Raw genomic sequence first — 22,757 nt, forward strand, 5'->3', positions numbered from 1 at the left:
TTTGGACTGATATCTATGCTTATTCCAATTTGGTTTGAGTTTATGGTTCATAAGATAAGAACCAAAAGCTACATCGAACTGATTGACAATAAAATTGTGTTCAAAAGATGGATGTGTCGTAAGGTGTCCTATCCGATTGATAAAATAGAAAGCATCCAAGTCGTTGATTTTGATACAGACGTTGTCGATAAACAGACACAGGACTATATGTTACCCGTCGCAATGGGAAAAGTCGACCTTTATCCGCGAAAATGTGTGATAGTATTTTTTGAACGGAAGTGGATAAAAAGCGTGCGACCCGTTTTTTCAATCCGGCGAATCCCGAGTTGTTCGCACAGACCCTTGCAGAAATATCCAGTAAAACATATTAGACTAAGTCTGAAAAGGTATGGTCTAATAAAAGTTCTCAGGACTGAAGTTTTGCGAAAAACACAAATGTCCCAAATGATTTTAACTATGCAACAATCAGTTATATCATGTTTATTGGGATGTTATTTTTGATTAAAAGAGGCTCAGCTACTTTGTAGTGTGAGGAACTATGATTAAATTTACATATGGTTAGGTACTGAAAAGTCAGACCTGTGGTAGATTGAAAGACATATCCGGATATTGTCACCAAATCGTTGCAATAATAAAAGTGGCTATAGCCAACTATCTGATTTAGGTATATTTGGAGCGTAAGGGACAAGTTCCTCCAGCTCCACTTAGCGGGTCGGACAGATTGCCGCAATCGAGTTGCAGCGATTTTCAATTCTGGTCAACAAAAGTCTAAACAAGGATAAGCCGCACAATATCAACTTATTGTGCGTTTTTTAGTGCCTAAAAATGACGACTCAGGACTGTCATCGGAAAGAAAAAAGACCGAATTTTGTTCGGATTGCTTATATCGAACGCACGTTAATAGATGCTATATCAACACACTATGGCTTAGAAAAAACACAAAACCCGCCGCTCACAACTTTTTTATCTGTTTGATTTTGTAAGGTATAATAAAATTGGCTAATTTTGCAGTAATGTCAGGACTTAACCCCAACCACGAAGCAAAGCTTCGGGAGGTTGTCGCCGAGCTTTCAGCCGGGGAAAACCTCGTGAATATATGCCCATCACAGTGGCGTGGCGAACCGCTGCCCTCGCAGCAGGCGGTCAAGGAAATCATTACTCTTTCACGAGCCATAATATTTCCAGGTTTTTTCGGTGACAGTGACGTGACACGCGAAAACCTGCTCTATTTCACCGGATTGTGGAGCGAGAAGCTCTACAAGCTGCTTGTAGGGCAGATTCACGCCGGGCTTTCGATGGATGTATGCACAGAGGATGCTCCCGAGTTTGAGGCGACCGAGCGGCAAGCCGCCGCAAAGGCGGCAGAGTTTATGTCGCGGCTTCCCGAGTTGCGCCGCAAGCTCAATGCCGATGTACGCGCCACCTACTACGGTGACCCCGCAGCGTCGTCAATACAGGAAGTGATATACTGCTATCCGGGCATCCGCGCGATATGCAACTACCGCATAGCCCATGAGCTGGTATTGCTTGAAGTGCCGATTATACCGCGCATGATAAGCGAGCTTGCCCACGGCGAGACAGGCGTCGACATCCATCCGGCGGCAACGATAGGGGAGTCGTTTACCATCGACCACGGCACGGGTATCGTTATAGGAGCCACGGCAATTGTCGGTGACAACGTGAAGATATATCAGGGAGTGACTCTCGGGGCGAAGAGCTTTGACCTTGACAAAAACGGCAATCCGGTCAAGGGTGAGCCACGACATCCGATCATAGGAAACAACGTGATCATATATTCCAACGCCTCCATCCTCGGCAGAATCACGATAGGTGACAATGCCGTAATAGGTGGCAACATATGGGTTACGGAAAATGTGGCCGCCGGGGAGCGGCTCATACAGGCTAAAGCAAATAATGTATTAAGAATAAAACATTGATGAAAACGGAAACTTACGAAATGGTGGCAAAGACCTTCCAGGGTCTTGAAGATGTACTTGCCGACGAACTGCGCTCACTCGGGGCTGAAAATGTGACTCCCGGAAGGCGAATGGTGGCTTTTGAGGGCGACAAAGAACTTATGTATCGCGCCAACCTCAGCTGCCGCACCGCGTTGCGCATACTGAAACCGATTGTAAAGTTTACCGCCGGCGATCCCGACACGCTCTACGAGATGACAAAAGAGTATGACTGGAGCACTCTGCTGACTCCCGACAAGACATTTTCGATAGATTCCGTAGTCAACTCGGAGCTGTTCAACCACTCGCGCTATGTAACTTACCGCGTGAAAGACGGCATCGTCGATTTCTTCAAGGATCGCTACGGAGCCGACAAGCGTCCCGGCGTAAGGCTTCAGGACGCCGACGTGATGATTAACGTACACATCGACGGCAACCGCGTGACGCTCTCCCTTGACTCTTCAGGCGAGTCGCTCCACAAGCGCGGCTATCGCGTGGCACAGACCGAAGCCCCTATCAACGAAGTGCTTGCCGCCGGCATACTCCTCAAAGCAGGCTACAACGGTGACCGTCCGCTCGTAGACCCGATGTGTGGCTCGGGCACATTCCTCATCGAGGCAGCCCTCATAGCCGCCAATATCAACCCGGGTGTATATCGCCGCAGTTTCGCTTTCGAGCAGTGGAAAGACTTTGACGAAGAGCTCTTCGAGAGTCTTTACAACGATGACAGCAACGAGCGCGAACCCGAAAACAAGATTTACGGCGCCGACATCTCGCCCAAGGCAATAGCCATAGCCGAAAAAAACATCAAGCAGGCAGGCGTAAGCAAATATATCGACCTCGAGATAAAACCGCTTTCAAAATGGGAAGAGGCTCCCGCCGAAGGTATTCTCGTCACCAATCCTCCCTATGGAGAGCGCATATCGGTCGACGACATGGACGGTCTATATGAACTCATAGGCAGCAAGCTTAAAAAGGTGTTCAAGGGTTATCATGCCTGGATTATAGGCTATCAGGACGACTATTTCAAGAAGATCGGTCTTGCCGCATCACAGAAGCTCCCGATGCTCAACGGATCGCTTGAATGTGAACTAAGGGAATATGTGATATTTGAAGGCGACTACAAGAGCTTCCGTCGTGAAGGCAACTCTCTCCACACCCGCCAGGAAGGACGTGAGGAACGCGGAAAGAAAAAAGAGTTCCGACGCATGAGCGATGAAGAATGGCGCACCAATGCCCGCAAAAAAGGATTTGGAGGCAAGGACGGAGACCGTGACGACCGCCGCAAGGGCAATGGCGACTTCAAGCCGAAGCGCTCGGCTCTGGAAGAAAAATACAAGGCCAAGCCTGTAGGCAAGGCGCGCAGGAAAGAGCGTGAGGAAAGAGAGACACGCTTCCGCGATGACCGCCGTGGAGAATTTTTCCGCGACGACCGCCGCAAAAAGGACTTCCGCGATGACCGCCGGAAAGACTTCAAGCGTGACGAACGCCGCAATGAAGAGCCGGAACAGGTATCGGAAAATCCGCTTGCAATACGCCGAAATGCTAAAGCGTTGAAAATGATACGCGGCAAGCAGCCCAGCATACCCGTAATGCGCTCACGCAAAGGGTGGAAACGCGGCGGCGACAACAACAATGACAATAACGAATAACCAACAACCAATCATCCATAATTACTGACATGAGTGCTTATAACATCCTTCTTCTTGGATCCGGTGGCCGTGAATCGGCACTGGCATGGAAAATCAACCAGAGTCAATCGCTTCGCAAGCTGTTCATAGCTCCCGGCAATGGCGGCACATCACACTATGGAACTAATGTCGACCTTTCACCTCTCGACTTTCCCGCTATTGAAAAGTTTGTAAAAGACAATGATGTCAAGATGATTGTCGTAGGTAACGAAGACCCGCTCGTAAACGGCATATATGACTATTTTGAAAACAGCGACCTGCTTGTCGTAGGCCCGAGCAAAGCCGGCGCAGCCCTTGAAGGCAGCAAAGACTTCGCAAAGCGCTTTATGGAGCGCCACGGCATCCCTACCGCACGCTACCGCAGCTTCTCAGCCGACAACATAGAGGAAGGATACAAGTTTCTTGAAACACTGAATCCGCCTTATGTGCTTAAAGCCGACGGTCTTGCCGCAGGAAAGGGAGTGCTGATACTCCCCGGACTCGAAGAGGCTAAAAAGTCACTTAACGAGATGCTTTCAGGCATGTTTGGAGCGTCATCGGCTACTGTAGTCATCGAAGAGTTCCTTTCAGGCATCGAATGTTCTGTATTTGTACTCACTGACGGCAAGGACTATCGCGTGCTTCCCGTAGCAAAAGACTACAAACGCATCGGCGAGGGCGACACAGGCCCCAACACAGGCGGTATGGGGGCGGTCAGTCCGGTTCCCTTTGCCGACGAGACTTTCATGGAGAAGGTGCGTACACGCATCATCGAGCCGACAATAAAAGGACTTGCCGAAGAGGGCATCACTTACCGTGGCTTCATATTCCTCGGGCTAATCAATGTAGGAGGCGAGCCGATGGTAATCGAATACAATGTGAGAATGGGTGACCCCGAGACCGAAGCCGTGATGCTGCGCATCGAGAGCGATCTCGTAGAGCTGATGGAAGGCGCCGCCAAAGGCAATCTCGGCGACAAGCCCATGATTATAGACCCGCGCACCGCCGTCACCGTAATGATAGTGTCGGGCGGCTATCCCGGTGACTACCGCAAGGGCATGATTATAGAGGGACTTGACGACGTGCGCGACAGCATCGTGTTTCACGCCGGAACAAAACACGGGGTAGGCGACCGCATAATCACATCGGGCGGCAGGGTACTCTCGGTAAGCTCCTATGGCAAGGATATAGAGTCGGCGCTTGCACGCAGCTACGACAGCATAAAACTTATAAACTTCGACGGAAAATATTTCCGCCGCGACATAGGCAGTGACCTCATGGCACTCCTTGACAGCAACAAGTAGTGAAAGAGCAAGAGCTTACACGACTGCTACATTCCCGCTACGGTTTCATGCTGATGCTTCTGGTGTCGGTGACAGGAACCGTGGCGGCATGGTTTATGGGCGATGTCGTCCACGTAGTCGGCGACAACGGCTTCGGGCTGCCGTCGGCCAACGAATGGATATCAGACAGCGCCGTGTCACTTGCCGTGAGCCTGGGGCTTAACGTAGCCATATCCTTCATGCTCCTGTATCTCAACCGGCGGTTCAACATCATCCGCTCGATGTCGATGCTCTTTGCCGGTATGTTTCTTGTCATGCAGGCAGGACAGCCCTCGCTGATGGGGCAGCTTTATGACGGATCGGTGATGTGTTTCATAATCCTTCTCACGATAATACCGTTTTTCTCCACGTTCCAGCGCCCCGACCGCACAAGACGCATATTCCTCTCATTCTTCCTGATAAGCCTGGGGTCGCTGACGAGCTACGCCTATCTGGTCTATCTGATAGTATTCCTCATAGGCTGCTTCCAGATGCAGTGTCTGTCGGTGCGCGGACTTCTCGCGGCGGGCACCGGCATAATAACCCCCTACTGGATTCTATGCGGCTTCGGCATTATTTCGCTGTCATCGTTCACGATGCCTGAATTTATAAATATATTTGACGCACTTGAAGGGAGAGACCTCGCACAGATAGTCGTGTACACGATTGTCAATCTCATCCTCGGCGTCGGCTTCGGCATCTTCGACATGATAAAGATATACAGCTACAACGCCCGGGCACGCGCCTACAACGGATTCTGGATAATAATGACCATTATCACCACTTTGTTTGTTATAGTAGATTATACGAACCTTATAATTTATCTGCCCATTCTGAACTGCTGCACGGCAATACAGATAGGACACTTCTTTACTATCAACAACATGAGGCGCACGTATATACCGATATGTTGCATATATGTCATATATATAGTGCTTTATGTATGGAGCGTGACGTTATGAAGATAATAATAGAGAAAAACATCCCCTTTATCAAAGGGCTGCTTGAAGACTTTGCCGAGATAAGCTATCTCGCACCTGAAGAAATCACCGCCGAGACAATGCGTGATGCCGACGCGCTTATAACGCGCACACGCACACGCTGTGACGCCTCACTGCTTGACGGCTCCAAATGCCGGTTCATAGCCACGGCTACGATAGGCACCGACCATATAGACCTCGATTACTGCCGCAGTCATGGAATCACGGTTAAAAACGCCCCTGGATGCAATGCTCCAGCCGTGGCTCAGTATGTATTTGCCGCGATAGCGAAAACACGCGGACTGGACAAGGATTTCACGCTCGGAGTCGTAGGCGCCGGACATGTAGGGTCGATAATCGTAGACTGGGCGCGACGCATGGGGATAAAGACACTCGTGTGTGACCCCCCGAGAGCCGACGCCGAGGGCAAAGACGGATTCACCACGATGGAGGAGATTGCTGAAAAGTGTGATGTAATCACCTTCCACACCCCCCTTACCAAGGATGGGAAATACCCAACCTACCATCTTCTTGACCGTGATTTTGTAAACCGGCTGGCACGCCGCCCCGTCATCATCAACAGTGCGCGCGGTCCTGTCACCGACAATACCGCGATTATCGAAGGGCTGAGCGACGGCAAGATAGGTCATGCCGTCATGGACTGCTGGGAGGGAGAGCCGGGTATTTCACGCGTGCTGCTTGAAAAAGCGGCTATAGCCACCCCCCATATAGCAGGCTACTCGAGAGAGGGTAAAATACGCGCCACGCGCATGGCTCTTGACGCCGTTATCTCCCATTTCGGGCTGCCCTATGTGGAGATGACCGAGAAAGCACCCTCAGGAATTGCCTCCGATGTGACTTTTGAATCGGTTGCCGGAAGCTATGACCCTCTTGTCGACACCGCTGCATTAAAGGAGTCGCCGGAATCGTTTGAGAAACTCCGCAACAACTACAACTATCGCCCTGAAGCCCGATAAATCACTTGAACATCAGTTCGTAGAGTTCAAAGAGCGGGGTAGACTGAGTGTCGGATGAGATGACAAGATATATGGCATGTTTTCCGGAAACGCCTTGCATGCCTGACAGAGCCACATCCATGTCGGCGCGCTTCTGCGACATGTCGGCCGAGATGTCGAGTGAGCCTATCTTTTTGCCCCCTTTCTTTTCCCACGGGGAATCAATCATGACATCGATGTGCCCGTCATGTCCAAGCGGCAGAATGTCAAGCACAAGGGTGTCAACCGGGGTATCGGTGAAATTATAATACTTATAACCGACCACAGAACCTGCGGTGTTGTTTACCACCGGAGTTACATTCTCACTGAGGTCATAGGGCTTTTCAAATCGCTCTTCATCGCCATAATAGGGTCTTACATAAGAGCCGGGGAAATACACGTCAGGATAAGAATGGCGCGCCTCGGAGGGACCGGTATAGTAACAGGCTATTCCTGCGGAATAACGCTTCAGCGGGTTCAGTCCGTCGGTCTCGAAGCCCTCTGAAGTGTATTCAGCCTCAGAGATGACAACCTTGCCGCCTTTGCCCTCCTCGACAGTCACGTTAACGGGAGCCACCATAGCCTGGCGAGCATACTCGTTTGTGCCGCTCTGACGGTGGTAAAACACATACCATTTGCCATTAATCTCAATGATGCTTCCATGAGTGTTGCCAAACGGTGTAGCCGTAGGAATCACCTTGCCGTCAGCGTCGGTATCTCTTCCACGACCGTCAATAATCGTGCCGCCATAGGTAAACGGACCAAGCGGATTATCACTATAAGCATAGGCAAGAGTATAATTTGTGGCAGGAAGACCAAACTCTCCGTCATTGGTCCAACGGCTATAGACAAATACATATTTGTCCTTTATCTTCCTCATCGACGAAGCCTCGAAAAAGCGAAAAGTCGTGTCCTGGTCACGCGAAGGAATCATGTCCTCCACTATATCACAGCCCTTCTTGACTGTCGCCATAGTAGCCGGGTCTATCTCCGCGGCATAAGACCGCTCAAAACCCCAGTAGCCATATACCCTGCCGTCATCATCGACAAGCACTCCCGGGTCAAAACGAAACACGCCGTCAGTAAGACAGGGATTCTCTTTGCTCCAATTGCTTACCTTAAACGGGCCATCGGGGCGCGAAGCCTTCGCCACCATGCCGTTTCTGCCGCCGCTCTGATTATTAGGATAAAGATAATAAGTCTTTGAACCGTCAGCGCCAGTAACCTCGGCAACATCAGGGGCAAACAATACGTCGCCTGTGCCGCCGGCATTAAGCGTGTCACCCACGGCGTTGGTCTTTGACTCGAAAATCACGCCGTCATAGCGCCAGTCGTTCAGGTCATCCACCGGAGCCGACCACACAACCTGTTCAAGACCGCAATAGTCAGTCTTACGAGAGTCATGGGAGCCGTAAATATACACTCTGAATTTTCCCGGACAGTCAGGGTCTTCAAACACGTAGGGCTCACCGTCAGGAATATACTCCCACAACGGCAGATACGGATTGGCTGCATGCACACAGTTGCCGCCCATTGCCGGCAACAAAACGATAGAAAGTCCGGCAAAAGCCTTGACACACTTACTTAATGCTTTCATGATAACATACTTACGTAAAACCTCTATATTTGATTTATCTCACCGATGTGACAATAACCGGTGTAGCACCGCGCCAAGGCAACACTCCCCAGTAACGCTTATAAGAGACGGTGACTTTACGTCCCGTACCCTTTGCAGAGGCAAGCCTGTCGGCTACATCCTCATTGTCTACCGAAAATACAAAATCACGCGAATAAGGACGGGTTGAGTCAATCAGAGCCGACCTTACAAGCATCTGACCCTCCCAGGTCTTGAACAACACGCCCTGACGCTTGAAATCCACGACATATCCGCTTTCCTCCATGTCGGTCTCATAAGGGTTTATATACCTTATCCAGGTGACAACACCCAGTGAAATGACCACGACAGCGACACACCACCACAAAAAACGCCTCATCGCGTGACGCTTTTTTGGCTTCTCCGGAGCAGGCTGACTGTCAGAATCAACCGGGGCGGCTCCGTCAAATTTTATCACATTATCATCTTTTTCTTCGGAAAGAAAATTGTCGGGTTTTGAGTCTAAATCCATAGTCGCTTACTTTGAGATATTATTTACGGCAGGTGTCACGTGCTTCTTGTCAAGCGCGATAGAGATGAAAGCATATAGACCGAGAATCACAAGCAGGCACGTCTGAGACCCCCACACGATTGTGGCAAAGGCAGCAGCCTGATTGTATTCGACGCCATATATGCCGAGAGCAAAAATAATGGCAAGATGCCACGGTCCGAGACCTCCGTTGCTCGGTATTCCCATAGAAATGCTTGACAGAACAAACGCCACGAGCGCACACACAATGCCAAGACCAGCAGTGAATGAGAATGCAAAATAGGCGAGATACAGCTGGAAGAAATAGCATCCCCACACGGCAGCCGTAAGCAGCAGCCATTTACCTTTGTGAGGCATAGTTGCAACCACCGCGAAGCCATCCCATAGATTCTTCACCGCCTGACGCACTCCCAGCACCCACTTGCTTGTGGTCTTGGTGGTAAAAAGCCACACGACGACAGCTATCATGACAATGCCGGCGCCCCACAGCCATGGTGAATGGAGCATATTGAGCATACCCTGATAAGTCTCCGGATATTTCTCTCCGAAAGCGATAAACGCCGGGCGCGCTATAAAAAAGGTGACAAGCGTAAGCAAAAGCACAGTGGCGGTATCGGCAAGACGGTCACATACCATCGACCCGAACACTGTCGTAAACTTCGCGTCCTGACGCTTTGCTATGTATCCCGTGCGCCACAGCTCGCCGAGACGTGGAGCAAGCAGGTTTACGGCATATGTGCCGAATATACTCCACACAAGCGGTGGAAGCGGCGTATATATCTCAAGGGCATCAAGCTGAATGCGCCATCTCATGGCACGGAAAATATGGGAAAACACGCTTACCACCAAGGCTATGGCAATCCACATGTAGTCACACCGGCGTATCTCGTCCACTATCACATTGACATCAATCTTGGAGTACAGATAGAAACAAAGGCACACACTCAGCGCCACAGGTAATCCATACTTGATAATATTGCGCAGCAGGCTGCTTGACTTTTTCTTTTCCAAAGCAATGAATTTAAAAATGGATAAGTAACTGTTAAATGTTCATCTACTTGCAAAGATACTATATTTCCATGACAAGTGGCTCTTATAAATAATTTTTTAAATAAGCGTGAGCAACGAAGCAATATAAAGGTTAACTTTATTGGTCAAAAAGTCGAAAAACACGCTCTATACTTGCAACATTTCATAAAAAAGACGATTTTTGTATTCCAAAAGGAATAAAAGAATAAACAATCATGACCGAAAGAACCGTAGGAATATCACATTTAGCCACTATTAAAAACTTTTCGACCGACTTCAGCTGTTTTGAAAAAGACTATGTGTTTTCACGCATATCACCCGGAACCAACGCCAATCCCGGATGTCTGCTTGACAATCCCTGGCGCTTTGACGGACTCACATTTGTACTCGCCCTGAAAGGCATAAAGACAATCAATATAAATCTTGAATCAATAGACGTGCCACAAAACTCCGCCATCATCACGGGACCAAACTCCATCATAAGCACAGGCGAAGTGGACTGGAACAACATTGAGGCATACACTCTCTTTATCTCAAAAGAATTCATGTTTGACATCAATCTCGATGTAAACGTCATAAATATAAAACATCAGTTTCAGAAGCGAAAACCGGTAGTAGCGCTGACAGAGGATGAGACGCAGCTATTGCGCCGCTACCTTGAGCTTCTACATCTCAATGCAAAGGGCAGGGAAGTGTCGCTTTATGTCAAGAGCATAGCGCGCAACCTCGTGTCGGCACTCGTCTACGAGATAATGGAGATAGCCACAACCCGCGACGCCTCCGAAACCGAAGATGACAGCCAGCGGTATAAATCACGCCGCCTGAGCTATGTCCATGACTTCATGCAGCTTGTCAACGCCTACCACACCAAGGAGCGCTCGGTAGGTTTCTATGCTGAAAAGCTGTACATATCGCCCAAATATCTCTCTCTGATAATCAAAGAAAGCACCGGAAAGAGCGCCGCCCAATGGATTGACGAATGTGTGATACTTGAGGCAAAAAACATGTTGCGATTCTCAGGAAAAAACATCCAGCAGATAGCCTATGAGCTCAATTTCACCAACCAGTCATCATTCGGCAAATTTTTCAAGCATCTGACCGGCATGTCACCGACTGAATTTCAACGTTCATGACCCTCTGACCGCGAGTTGCAGGGCGAGTGCATTTTTTGTAACTTTGTAGCCATGAAGAAGAAAAGCATATGGGATCTTCATAGGGTCACCACTGAAGAATTCAAGGAACAGAAAAAATCACCCCTCGCGGTAGTGCTTGACAATGTAAGGAGCCTGAGCAATGTAGGCGCCATATTGCGCACGTGTGACGCATTTGCCGTAGAAGAAGTCCAGCTATGCGGAGTGACAGGCACCCCTCCCTCACCGGAGATCCACAAGACGGCACTCGGAGCGGAAGACTCGGTCTACTGGCGACACTTTGACAACACACAGGAGGGCATCACCGACCTGAAAAAGCGCGGCTACACCATATGTGTACTCGAACAGGTCGAAGGGAGCATATCACTTGAGGACTTCATCCCTGAGGATGGCAAAAAATATGCAATCGTGGCAGGCAATGAGGTAAAAGGCGTCGCCCAGGAAGTGGTCGACAGCGCCGACATATGCCTGGAGATACCTCAGGCAGGTATAAAACACTCCCTCAACGTGTCGGTAAGCACGGGGATAGCCCTTTGGCAGCTATATTCAAAGATGATATAGCCGCTCTTTCAATAATGAAATGAAGAGCCGCCAAGAAACTCCCTCAACAGCGATGTCGACGGAATAAGGCGCTCCGGTATAGGAGTGAAATAGCTTAATAGCTTACGCAGGCGGAAAGACTCGGCATATTCAGGCATGTCACGCGGCACTCCCTTGAGTATATCGTCGGCAAACTCTTTCATCACTCCAAGCTCAAATATCAGCGAGGAGTTAAACATGGCATCGGCATTTTCCTGATAGGGGAAAATCCAGCGTTCCTCGCCGCGACGCACCGAGGGCCAGCGGCGTATGGTGTCAATAGCCGACACGCCGCGATATTTGTAATCGCGAATGATGCGGCGCAGAAGACGGTTGTCGGTTGTCGGCACCCAGTTATGGTCGTCAATGGATATGGTGGTGAGCGCCGAGACATATATCATGTATTTCAACTTAGCCTCGATATGTGACGTAAGCTCCGGATTGAGCCCGTGTATACCCTCGATAAGCAACACCGAATTATCGTTAAGTTTAAGCTTCTTACCTTTGTAGACACGCTGTCCAAGCTCAAAATTATAAGTGGGAAGATCAATCTCACCGCCTGATATAAGTGTGTTCAGGTCACGGTTGAATGTCTCCAGGTCAAGAGCGTAAAGCGACTCGTAGTCATAGTCGCCCGACTCGTCGCGTGGCGTATTCTCGCGGTTTACAAAATAATCGTCAAGCGAAATCATCTTTGGCTCCAGCAGATTAGTCATCAGCTGTATGGCAAGACGCTTTGTAAAGGTAGTCTTTCCCGACGATGACGGGCCGGCAATCAACACCACCTTAGCCCCGCCTTCGGCGTAACGCCGCGAAATCTCATCGGAAATACGCCCTATCTTCTTGTCATGAAGAGCCTCGGCTACATTTATAAGCATAGCCGTCTCCTTGCTCGCCACAGTCTCGTTAAGGTCGCCTGCATCATCCACCCCTATCACGCGGTTAAACGCAAGATAATCGGTAAACGCCCCATATAGCTTTTCCTGCACGACAGGCGACGCCGGACGGTCAGGATTGTCGCTGTCCATGCCCATAAGCAGGAAACCCTCCTTATAAAGCACCAGATCGAAGACTTTCAGCATACCCGTAGAGGGGGCGAGATTACCGTAATAGCTGTCACAGATGCCGTCAAGGCGGTAATATACGGTGTAAAGCTCATGGAGTGTGCGCAGAAGCTTTACCTTGTCATCAAGACCCTGCTTCTCAAAGATGGATATGACATCGGTCGTAAGGCGCTCTTTACGCTCAAACTTCAAGTCGCGTCTTACAAGGTCATGCATATACTCTTTCAACCTGCCGACAACTTCCGCATCGACAGTGACTTCACCCGTCAGGCGGCAATAATAGCCACGCGACACAGAATGTTCAATCACAAGCCTTGTTGAGGGATAGAGCGCTGTCACCGCGCGATACAGCATCATACATAACGAACGCACGTAGACACGATGTCCCGACGGACTTTCCTTAGTGAGAAAAAGCACCTGCTTCGGAGAGAAAAGCGGAAACTGAAGGTCCTCCGTGCGGTTATTCACCTGCGCGCATATAGGAGTTCCGTCAATGCGGTCGGCTATACCGCGATAAATGTCCATAAGCGTGTCACCACCCTTGAATGGTATATATTCGCCTATATTTTTACAGTACACTTTTAACAGGTCGCTCATAGCTGTGATGAATTTAAATGATTGAATGAAAATCAGAGCATGCGCAGAGCACGCAGATGCTCCACTACCTCTCCACGCGACATGCGGCGCTGCGCCTTCAGGTCACGCGCAAAATCATGCACCACGCTCTGCACGCCGGCATGATTAAACACCTTGTGGAGATAATTGTAACTTTTATTGAACATGTGTTCTATCTCGTCGCTCTCAAGCGAGCATACATCCTTTCCTTCTTCATCAAGATAACTCAGCAGCTCATTGCGGGTGTCGCTGTCAACAGTCTCCTTGTGAAGCACGTAGCTCCGACACAATATATTGCCGATAAGCATCCCCATAGACACCTGGAAATGCTGAAGTATATGATTCCATGCCACTTTTGCCGACAATCCCGGATTGCCTGAAAAATAAAATTCAGGGGTGAATTCAACCGCCTCATCGGCAGGGGCGTCGACAGAGATTGAAGAGAGTACATTCTCGGCATCCCAAATCACCATGCCTATCGCCATGCCGGTTATGCCGTAGCATTTGTCATTTTCATCTATATATCGCAGTTTCATATAAACGTAGCTTTTGAGTCTTATTTAATAACACCAAATTTAATGCTTTTGATTGTATCAGCAATCAATTTATGACCATTATTTTGGTTACAGCGCCTGAAGAGCCGCTGTCACCGCCCTGCGATGCAAACACGTAATAGACTCCGGTCTTGACACGCTGACCGGCAGCGTTGCAGCCGTCCCACGTAATCATGCCGCCTTCCGAACGTCCCTGGAAAAACACATTGCCCGCCGCGTCGGCTATCTTTACAAGCGAGTCGTCCATAAGCCCCTTGACTGTAATCCAGCCGCCATAATCGGGACGCACCGGATTAGGATAGGCATAGACCTCCGAGTAATCGCCTGCGGCAGGTGAAGCGTCGCTGCTGTACTCGGCAAGTCCATAGCGGGTGCCTACGTAGACGATATTGCTTTTCGGGTCACAGACGACAGACAGTATCTCATTGGTGGGCAGATAGCTGTTGTCGGTATTGAAATTCTCAATAATCTCTTTTCCGTCGGCGCTGACGAGATACAGTCCGGAAGTGGACGTGCCCATCCACTTGCGGTTGGCATTGTCCACGGCGATAGAAGTGACAAGCTGGCTGTCAAGCAGATAGTCGGCATATACCGTTCCGTCATTACGCGGCACCTTCACGCGCTCTATCGTTGCCGAGGGGTTAAGCATCGCCACAGGGTCATTAATCACTATAACACCATCGGCTGTGCCTACCCAGAGCTTACCGTCACGGTCTTCGGCAAAAGAGGCGATACGTGACGGGCCGAACACCTTACCGTCCTGGTCGGTCAATGAAGTCCAGACATGGTAAGAGTCATCGCTCACGGTCTCACCCGTTCCGGCTGAATTATAGACAAGCAGCTTGTTTTCAATCCATCCGTCAGTGATCATGACTATATTTTTTGCCCGCTCCGAACGACAGGCATGCACCACTGCGCTGTAAGTATCAGTGTGACCGAAATTTCTCGGATTAAGCTTAATCCAGTCCGATTCCTTTACATTATCAAGCTTTCTCTTCGCCGCCGGCAAAACGGCTATAAGGCACTCCGAATCATTTTTATCCCTGATAGACTTGGCGTAGACCCATAGATTGCAATAAGCGTCAAACGACATGTCAAGCACCGACACCATATAACGGAAATCAATAGGCATGTTGTTCCAGTCATATTTGGCTACCTGCTTGCCGTCCTTGAGCTTGTACATGCCCTCGAAAGCGGTGCCAATATATATCACTCCCGGTTCCTCGGGGTCCTCGACAATGTTGAATCCGGCTTTCAACATCGAATTGGAATTGGAGTTATTAATCGTAACGTCGGCATCGGCAGGCGTGATGTCCTTGACTGATCCGTCGGAAGCGACATTAAGCGACATGTGGTCATGTGCCGTATCCATGCGGGGAACATTGTTGAAGCTGTTGTTTGACATATAAAGGTCGCCCGACGACTCGCCATATATCAGATGCCACACACCATTTTTCAGATATGTCGACATCGGACGCGAAGCCTGCCGGTCGACAGTCACCTTTCCGTCATCGCCCACCCGGTAGTGTCCGAGCCCGTCGGCGCTGAGATACCAGCGTGACTTCTCGTCGGAGAGTGTGTGACACTTCATGTAACGCCTGAAATCCTTTGAATAAAGAGCCGCAGGAGTGTCAACCGACGACACTATGCGCCCGCTGCTGTCTATCATATGGCTTGCCATATAATTCTGTATTATGCACTTTTCGCCCGACTTGATGAGATAGGGCACAGCGGTGAGATGGCTTTTTCCGGAAGTGAACGACGCCCCGGCAAAGTCGAGATCAAGCACGGCACATGTCTCGGCGCCGTCGCTGTAGACCACCATACTGTCAGAAACAGCCTCTATGTCATTGGCTTTCAGCTTACCCATCGAGGTGAAGCGGTCAAGAGTGTTATGCATCGACGACAGGGGTGAAAAATACAGCTCGCCGTCACATACCATCAGAAGCTTGTCGCTCGCTATCGTCACGGCACTTACGTTGCGGTTGAATATGCCTGACTCGACCACCGTACAGGAAGAAGTGTCAAACACCACTATGCCGAAACCCGCTGCCACATAAGCCTTGTCGCCCGAAAAAGTGACATCGTTAACCGTCTTGTCCGAAATCTGCGTTGCGGCGGCTATATCGCCCATGTTGACAATATTACCATCGGGGTATATCAGGTCAATGTTGCCGGTCATATACACGACAAGCAGATAATTGGCATCGGTGTTGAAATATATGTCCTTTACCACCACATCGTTAAGCCCGTTGCGGATAGTGTAGCCATAAGTTTCGTCAATATCCTTGTCATAGTGAAACAGATTGTTTTCGGCAAGATAATACACCTTATGCGGTGTCTCTATCACCTTGCCTACGTCATAGCTGAAATTATTATGTACATTCCAGTCACCGACAGCCGTCTGTGACGAAACCGTCAACGCCGTCAACGCCGGGATTATGGCGGCAAATATCTTTTTTATCATAAGTAGCCTTTTATGAGTTAATCAAGCAGCATGCGCAGTTTCTCTGTCGCCCTGCCACGGTGGCTTATCGCATTTTTCGCCTCCGCATCCATCTCGGCAAATGTCACGTCATGTCCTTCCGGCATGAACACCGGGTCGTAGCCAAATCCGTTGTCACCGTGAAGAGAGCGGGTGATGACACCCTCGACCGTGCCGTCGACAAGCGTCATGTCGTCGCCTCTTACGAGCGCTATGACCGTGCGGAAGCGTGCGCGGCGGTTTTCCACCCCTGCAAGATTTTTAAGAAGAAGAGCCACATTGGCAGCCGAGTCATGGGCGGGACCCGCATAACGCGCCGAGTAAACGCCGGGACGGCCTCCGAGGGCGTCTACTTCAAGACCTGTATCGTCGGCAAAGCAGTCATAGCCATATTTTTCCTTCACCCATCGCGCCTTTATGGCGGCATTTCCTTCAAGGGTGTCGGCTGTCTCCGGTATATCGTCGTCACAGCCTATGTCATGAAGACCGAGCACATTGTAGGCAGCGCCGAGTATGCGGCGTATTTCCTCAAGTTTATGTTTATTATTGGTAGCAAAAACTATCTCTTTCATAATTGCGTGATGTTTAGATTTATAACGTATTTTATCGGCTGTTTATTATATTTATGCCGGTGCCGACAAAGAAAAGGTCATGAAGCTTACATGACGGCTTCACGACCTTTCAACTATGCAATGAAATTAATTATTATCCCAATACAATGTTTACAATCTTGTTAGGCACGACGATTATCTTTCTCACAGTCTTGCCTTCAAGCCATTTTGCGGCACCCTCATGTTCAAGGGCGAGCTTCTCGACTTCAGGCTGAGGGGTGCCGGCGGCAACCTCTATATTGAATCTTGCCTTGCCGTTAAATGACACAGCCATGGTGACTGTAGACTCTTTCAGATATTCCTCGTTATGAACGGGCCACTTGGCGTCACATACGGTAGTGGTGTTACCGATGGCATGCCACAGCTCTTCCGCGATATGGGGAGCAAACGGCGCTATCACGACAATAAGCTGTTCAAGGATAGAACGGGTGTGACACTTCATGGCGTTAAGCTCGTTGACACATATCATGAACGCGGCTATGGAGGTGTTGAAAGAGAAGTTCTCTATATCCCAGGTCACTTTCTTGATAAGCTTGTGGAGCGACTTCAGCGCCTCCTTGGAAGGAGCGTCATCGGTCACGAGCAGGGTATCGCCCTTGTAGAAGAGTCCCCAGAGCTTCTTGAGGAAGCGGTTCACGCCGTCTATACCGTTTGTGTCCCAGGGCTTGCTCTGTTCAAGCGGGCCGAGGAACATCTCGTAAAGACGCAGAGTGTCGGCTCCGTAACGGTCGACTATATCGTCGGGGTTGACAACGTTGAACATTGACTTTGACATCTTTTCCACAGCGTAGCCACACACATACTTGCCATCTTCAAGTATAAACTCGGCATCGTTGAATTCCGGACGCCATGCACGGAAACGCTCGGTGTCAAGCACATCGTTGCTGACAATATTCACGTCGACATGAATAGGAGTCACGTCGTAGTCTTTCTTCAATCCCGCCGACACGAAGGTATTTGTGTCCTTTATGCGATATACGAAATTGGAGCGTCCCTGTATCATGCCCTGGTTTATGAGCTTTCTGAACGGCTCATCCTTGACAACCACACCAAGGTCGTAGAGGAATTTGTTCCAGAAGCGGCTATAGATAAGATGACCGGTGGCATGCTCGGTTCCGCCTATATAAAGGTCCACGTCCTGCCAGTAAGCGTCGGCCTCTTTTGACACAAGCGCCTCATTGTTGCGGGGATCCATATAGCGGAGATAATAAGCCGACGAACCGGCAAATCCCGGCATCGTGTTAAGCTCAAGCGGGAATCCCTCAGGTGTAGACCAGTCTTTAGCCCTGCCGAGCGGCGGCTCGCCGGTCTCGGTGGGTAGGAATTTGTCGACCTCGGGCAGCAGAAGCGGGAGCTGTGACTCGTCAAGCAGATGGGGTATGCCATCTTTGTAATACACGGGGAACGGTTCACCCCAGTAGCGCTGACGGCTGAAAATAGCGTCACGCAGACGGTAGTTGACCTTTACCTTGCCTATGCCTTTTTCTTCAATAAACTTCTTTGTGGCGGCAATCGCGTCCTTGACCTCCATGCCGTTGAGGTTGAGCTCCTCACCCTGAGAGTTCATCATCTTGCCCGACTTGGCGTCAAAGCTCTCTTCGCTTACGTCACATCCCTCGATCAACGGGATGACAGGCAAGTCAAATCGCTTTGCAAACGCATAGTCGCGGCTGTCATGGGCGGGCACAGCCATAATCGCACCCGTACCGTAGCCGGCAAGCACGTAGTCGCTCACCCACACGGGTATATTTTTTCCTGTAAGCGGATTTACAGCATATGCACCGGTAAACACTCCGGTGACATTTTTCTCAATCATGCGCTCGCGCTCGGTCTTGTGTTTCACCTCGTCAAGATAAGCTTTTACGGCTTCCTTGCGGTCGGGGGTGGTAATCATGTCGACATAAGCACTCTCGGGAGCAAGCACCATGAAGGTCACGCCAAACACAGTGTCGGCACGGGTGGTGAATATCTCAAGCTCCACGTCGCTGTCGGCGATCTTGAAACGCATCTCCGCTCCCTCCGAGCGTCCTATCCAGTTGCGCTGTGTCTCCTTCAGCGAGTCGGTCCAGTCGATAGTGTCAAGCCCGGCAAGAAGACGCTGGGCATAAGCCGACACTCGCAGACACCACTGATACATCAGCTTCTGCTCCACAGGGTAGCCGCCGCGTATCGACAGACCCTCGCTCACCTCGTCATTGGCAAGCACTGTGCCGAGCTTGGGACACCAGTTTACCATCGTGTTTCCGAGATATGCGATGCGGTAATTCATCAGAATGTCGCTTTTCTCCTTTTCAGAATAGCCATTCCACTCCCCGGCAGTGAAGTCGAGCTGCTTTCCACACGCCGCGTTGACACCCTCCGAGCCTGAAGTCTCGAAGCGCTTCACGAGTTCCGCTATCGGGAGCGCCTTGTCGGCATCGTTGTCATAGTAGCTTTCAAACATGCGCATGAAAGCCCACTGTGTCCATTTGTAATACTCGGGGTCGCAGGTCCTGATCTCGCGGTCCCAGTCATAGCAGAAACCGATCTTGTCAAGCTGGTTGCGATATCGGGCTATGTTTTGGGTGGTGGTAACCTCGGGATGCTGCCCGGTCTGTATGGCATATTGCTCGGCAGGCAATCCGTAAGCGTCATAGCCCATAGGATGAAGCACATTGAATCCCTGCAGGCGCTTGTAGCGTGAAAAAATGTCGCTCGCTATATATCCGAGCGGATGTCCTACATGCAGTCCCGCACCCGAAGGATAGGGGAACATGTCGAGTACATAGAATTTAGGGCGGGCTGTGTCAATCTCCGCCTTATAGATTTTATTGTCTTTCCAATACTGTTGCCAGCGTGATTCAATCTCTCTGTGGTTATATTCCATGATGATGTAAATAATTATTATCAGATGTTGATAAAACGACCCTCTACAGTCCGAGTCGCTCGCTTATCTCGAGCATTTTTTTTATAGGGCGTATAGCCTTTTCCGCCACTGAAGGGTCGACGTTCATCTCCGGCTTTCCGTCGCGGAGACAGTCGCGGAGCTTCTCAAGAGTGTTAAGCTTCATGTAGGCGCAGTCGTTGCACGCACAAGTAGAGTCGGCAGGAGGGGCGGGGATAAATGTCTTGTCGGGACAGCGTTTCTGCATCTCGTGGAGGATGCCGCTTTCAGTAGCCACGATAAACTCCTTTTCTCCGCTGTTGACGGCGTAGTTCAGCAAGGCGGCTGTTGACCCTACCTTGTCGGCAAGCGCGAGCACCTGCCCCTTGCACTCGGGATGGACAAGCACCTTGGCTCCGGGATGCTCCTTCTTCAGCATAGCTATTTTCTCTACCGAAAACTGCTCATGCACGTGACATGCGCCGTCCCATAGTTTCATGTTTCGTCCTGTCACAGCGTTGATATATGAGCCGAGGTTGCGGTCGGGTCCGAATATTATAGGCGTGTCCTCGGGAAAAGTCTCCACTATCTGACGTGCGTTTGATGAAGTGACCACGACATCGGTCAACGCCTTTACACCTGCCGACGTGTTGACATAGCTTATGACAGTGTGACCGGGGTTATCCTTGATAAAAGCCTCGAAGTCGTCGGCTTTACAACTGTCGGCAAGAGAACATCCCGCTTCCATGTCGGGAAGCAATACAGTCTTTCCGGGACACAATATCTTTGCCGTCTCACCCATAAAGTTGACACCACATAACACTATCACCGGCTCGTCAAGCCGCGAGGCAATCTGAGCCAGTGCAAGACTGTCGCCGATATAGTCGGCAATATCCTGTATGTCACCGTTCACGTAATAATGAGCGAGTATAACCGCATTTTTCTCTTTCTTCAGCTGAAGAATCTCTTCTTTAAGGTCCATACCTATTTATATTATATATAAGCAACTCTTAAAAATCAGTTTACTTATCCGCAAAGATACAAATTTTTTTATCCACACCCATCATGCACCATATAGGATATTTCAGGCTGTTACCCGCCGACCGTTGTTATCAACCACACTTTTTATATTAGAAGAAAAAATTTTTTGAAAATCTCCTTTATCTGATATTGGTAATAGCTGTTGACAGCAATGATAAGTTTTGCTGCATTTGCTTGCATATTAAGTTATTGTAGTCGTGTAAACAATATTTTCATTGTTATCAACATGTTAATCGCCACTATTACAGGTAAATCACCGTATTATCAACATATGGTTAATAAGTGGCTATGTAAATAAAAATCATGGACCGCCGGTATTGATAAGTATGGCAATCATGGTTGATATCTGCACAAAATCTGATACATAAAAAATTTTGAATAACGCGCATAATGACTAATACTCGCTCAATTCCAAATGCGCAAATATAATTATAAAAAACCTTCAAAAAACATATTATCATAAATCAACATAGTTTTCAACAATTATCAACACATAAATCCACAAGCAATATACATATAAAATACACCGCGTATAAAATACCATCGCGTAGCTGTAGGGGCGAGTGGAAGCTCGCCCGAAATACACGCATTTCGAAACACGGTGTTGTACACGCATGGTTGATTACTCATGGTTGATATGCGGGCGAGCTTCCACTCGCCCCTACATTGCATGTGTATATCGTCATAAATCAACATAGTTTTCAACAATTGTCAACACACAAAATCCACAGGCAATATACATGCAATATACATATAAAATACATCGCATATAAAATACACCGCATATAAAATACATCGCATATAAAATACATCGCGTATAAAATACACCGCATATAAAATACATCGCGTATAAAATACCACCGCGTAGCTGTAGGGGCGAGTGGAAGCTCGCCCGAAATACACGCATTGCGAAACACGGTGTTGTACACGCATGGTTGATTACTCATGGTTGATGCGCGGGCGAGCTTCCACTCGCCCCTACATTGCATGTGTATATTGTATGTATACATGCATGCGTATATTTTATACACGATATATTTGCTGCGGGGGGGTATTGATGGTAAAATTATGCAATGCTTACAATAAATATTTCGTAAACATAAAAATTTAATTGTTAAAATTACATTTGTTTGAAATCATAATTGTATATTTGTTTCTATGTCTAAATTTCCTACAAGAAAAAATGTCAGGGTTAACTGGCATGATTACAATGGAGGCGCATATTTCATCACGGTATGCACATATAATAGGCATCACTATTTTGGTGAAATTACCGGTGATGTCATAAATTATAATCCACTGGGAAAGTATCTTAAATCCATATTGACAGATTATAATAAATACCATCCCGATATCGAGATTCCACTGTTTACTATCATGCCAAATCATTTCCATGCCATATTTTTTGTTAATCAAGGCATGGATCCTTATTCGCAGGAGTATGACAATTTAAAGCACAAAAAAATTTTGTCAGTCAATGTAGCTACGATAAAAGCATTAACCACACGATATTCCAGGCATGCAAATATTGAATTTAAGTGGCAGCGAGGGTATCACGAACATATCATCAGGGATATAGGCAAAGCGAATTTTATATTTGAATACATTGAAAATAATGTATTGCGCTGGGCAGCAGATAAATACAATACCTAAATCATTTATATACCCGGATTCATTGATAGTTATGCATTGTAAAATG

17 protein-coding genes are annotated in these 22,757 nt (G+C 48.8%); 8 read left to right on the forward strand and 9 right to left on the reverse strand.

Annotated elements, in window-relative coordinates; genetic code table 11:
• Positions 1-1,013 precede the first annotated feature (1,013 nt).
• The 5 genes from E4T81_RS07760 to E4T81_RS07780 are packed head-to-tail and all read left to right on the forward strand — an operon-like array spanning position 1,014 to position 6,904.
• Positions 1,014-1,937, forward strand: coding sequence for a serine O-acetyltransferase (locus E4T81_RS07760; RefSeq protein ID WP_135043091.1), 924 nt, complete (start codon positions 1,014-1,016; stop codon positions 1,935-1,937).
• Positions 1,937-3,607, forward strand: coding sequence for a class I SAM-dependent RNA methyltransferase (locus tag E4T81_RS07765; protein WP_135043093.1), 1,671 nt, complete (start codon positions 1,937-1,939; stop codon positions 3,605-3,607). The genes E4T81_RS07760 and E4T81_RS07765 overlap by 1 nt, the downstream gene beginning before the upstream one ends.
• A gap of 29 nt (positions 3,608-3,636) precedes the next feature.
• Positions 3,637-4,929, forward strand: a complete 1,293-nt coding sequence (purD, locus tag E4T81_RS07770) for a phosphoribosylamine--glycine ligase (RefSeq protein WP_135043095.1) — start codon at positions 3,637-3,639, stop codon at positions 4,927-4,929.
• The gene (locus tag E4T81_RS07775; protein WP_135043097.1) at positions 4,929-5,909 is read left to right on the forward strand and encodes a hypothetical protein; all 981 of its coding nucleotides are present in this window, start codon (positions 4,929-4,931) and stop codon (positions 5,907-5,909) included. The genes purD and E4T81_RS07775 overlap by 1 nt, the downstream gene beginning before the upstream one ends.
• A complete protein-coding gene (locus E4T81_RS07780) occupies positions 5,906-6,904 on the forward strand; it encodes a 4-phosphoerythronate dehydrogenase (protein WP_167761780.1) in 999 nt (332 codons plus the stop codon). The genes E4T81_RS07775 and E4T81_RS07780 overlap by 4 nt, the downstream gene beginning before the upstream one ends.
• A gap of 1 nt (position 6,905) precedes the next feature.
• Here the strand turns inward: E4T81_RS07780 and E4T81_RS07785 are convergent, their stop codons facing one another.
• The 3 genes from E4T81_RS07785 to E4T81_RS07795 are packed head-to-tail and all read right to left on the reverse strand — an operon-like array spanning position 6,906 to position 10,077.
• Positions 6,906-8,519 carry a family 43 glycosylhydrolase gene (locus E4T81_RS07785; RefSeq protein ID WP_135043101.1) on the reverse strand — a complete coding sequence of 538 codons (1,614 nt, stop codon included), beginning with the start codon at positions 8,517-8,519 and terminating at the stop codon, positions 6,906-6,908.
• 34 nt (positions 8,520-8,553) lie between these two features.
• Positions 8,554-9,048, reverse strand: coding sequence for a hypothetical protein (locus E4T81_RS07790; RefSeq protein ID WP_135043103.1), 495 nt, complete (start codon positions 9,046-9,048; stop codon positions 8,554-8,556).
• A gap of 6 nt (positions 9,049-9,054) precedes the next feature.
• Positions 9,055-10,077 carry a lysylphosphatidylglycerol synthase transmembrane domain-containing protein gene (locus E4T81_RS07795; protein WP_167761782.1) on the reverse strand — a complete coding sequence of 341 codons (1,023 nt, stop codon included), beginning with the start codon at positions 10,075-10,077 and terminating at the stop codon, positions 9,055-9,057.
• Positions 10,078-10,310: 233 nt separating this feature from the next.
• On the opposite strand from E4T81_RS07795, the gene E4T81_RS07800 reads away from it, so the two are divergent.
• Complete coding sequence (locus E4T81_RS07800) at positions 10,311-11,228, forward strand: AraC family transcriptional regulator (RefSeq protein WP_135043107.1); 918 nt, start codon at positions 10,311-10,313, stop codon at positions 11,226-11,228.
• Between the two features lie 51 nt (positions 11,229-11,279).
• A complete protein-coding gene (locus E4T81_RS07805) occupies positions 11,280-11,807 on the forward strand; it encodes an RNA methyltransferase (protein WP_135043109.1) in 528 nt (175 codons plus the stop codon).
• Positions 11,808-11,815: 8 nt separating this feature from the next.
• On the opposite strand, the gene E4T81_RS07810 is transcribed toward E4T81_RS07805, so the two are convergent.
• The 6 genes from E4T81_RS07810 to nadA all read right to left on the reverse strand — a co-directional run bounded on the left by E4T81_RS07810 (position 11,816) and on the right by nadA (position 20,999).
• A complete protein-coding gene (locus tag E4T81_RS07810) occupies positions 11,816-13,486 on the reverse strand; it encodes a nucleoside kinase (protein WP_135043111.1) in 1,671 nt (556 codons plus the stop codon).
• A 32-nt stretch (positions 13,487-13,518) separates the two neighbouring features.
• Positions 13,519-14,040, reverse strand: a complete 522-nt coding sequence (locus tag E4T81_RS07815; protein ID WP_135043113.1) for a hypothetical protein — start codon at positions 14,038-14,040, stop codon at positions 13,519-13,521.
• 64 nt (positions 14,041-14,104) lie between these two features.
• Complete coding sequence (locus tag E4T81_RS07820) at positions 14,105-16,525, reverse strand: two-component regulator propeller domain-containing protein (protein WP_135043115.1); 2,421 nt, start codon at positions 16,523-16,525, stop codon at positions 14,105-14,107.
• A 17-nt stretch (positions 16,526-16,542) separates the two neighbouring features.
• The gene (locus E4T81_RS07825; protein ID WP_135043117.1) at positions 16,543-17,115 is read right to left on the reverse strand and encodes a non-canonical purine NTP diphosphatase; all 573 of its coding nucleotides are present in this window, start codon (positions 17,113-17,115) and stop codon (positions 16,543-16,545) included.
• 133 nt (positions 17,116-17,248) lie between these two features.
• Positions 17,249-20,020, reverse strand: a complete 2,772-nt coding sequence (gene leuS / locus E4T81_RS07830; protein ID WP_135043119.1) for a leucine--tRNA ligase — start codon at positions 20,018-20,020, stop codon at positions 17,249-17,251.
• A gap of 43 nt (positions 20,021-20,063) precedes the next feature.
• Positions 20,064-20,999, reverse strand: a complete 936-nt coding sequence (gene nadA / locus E4T81_RS07835; RefSeq protein ID WP_135043121.1) for a quinolinate synthase NadA — start codon at positions 20,997-20,999, stop codon at positions 20,064-20,066.
• A 1,217-nt stretch (positions 21,000-22,216) separates the two neighbouring features.
• Between nadA and E4T81_RS07840 the strand changes: the two genes are divergently transcribed.
• The gene (locus E4T81_RS07840) at positions 22,217-22,711 is read left to right on the forward strand and encodes a transposase (RefSeq protein ID WP_135043123.1); all 495 of its coding nucleotides are present in this window, start codon (positions 22,217-22,219) and stop codon (positions 22,709-22,711) included.
• Positions 22,712-22,757: the final 46 nt, after the last annotated feature.

Origin of the sequence: Barnesiella sp. WM24 (assembly GCF_004570975.1) — a bacterium.
Lineage (GTDB): Bacteria > Bacteroidota > Bacteroidia > Bacteroidales > Muribaculaceae > Muribaculum.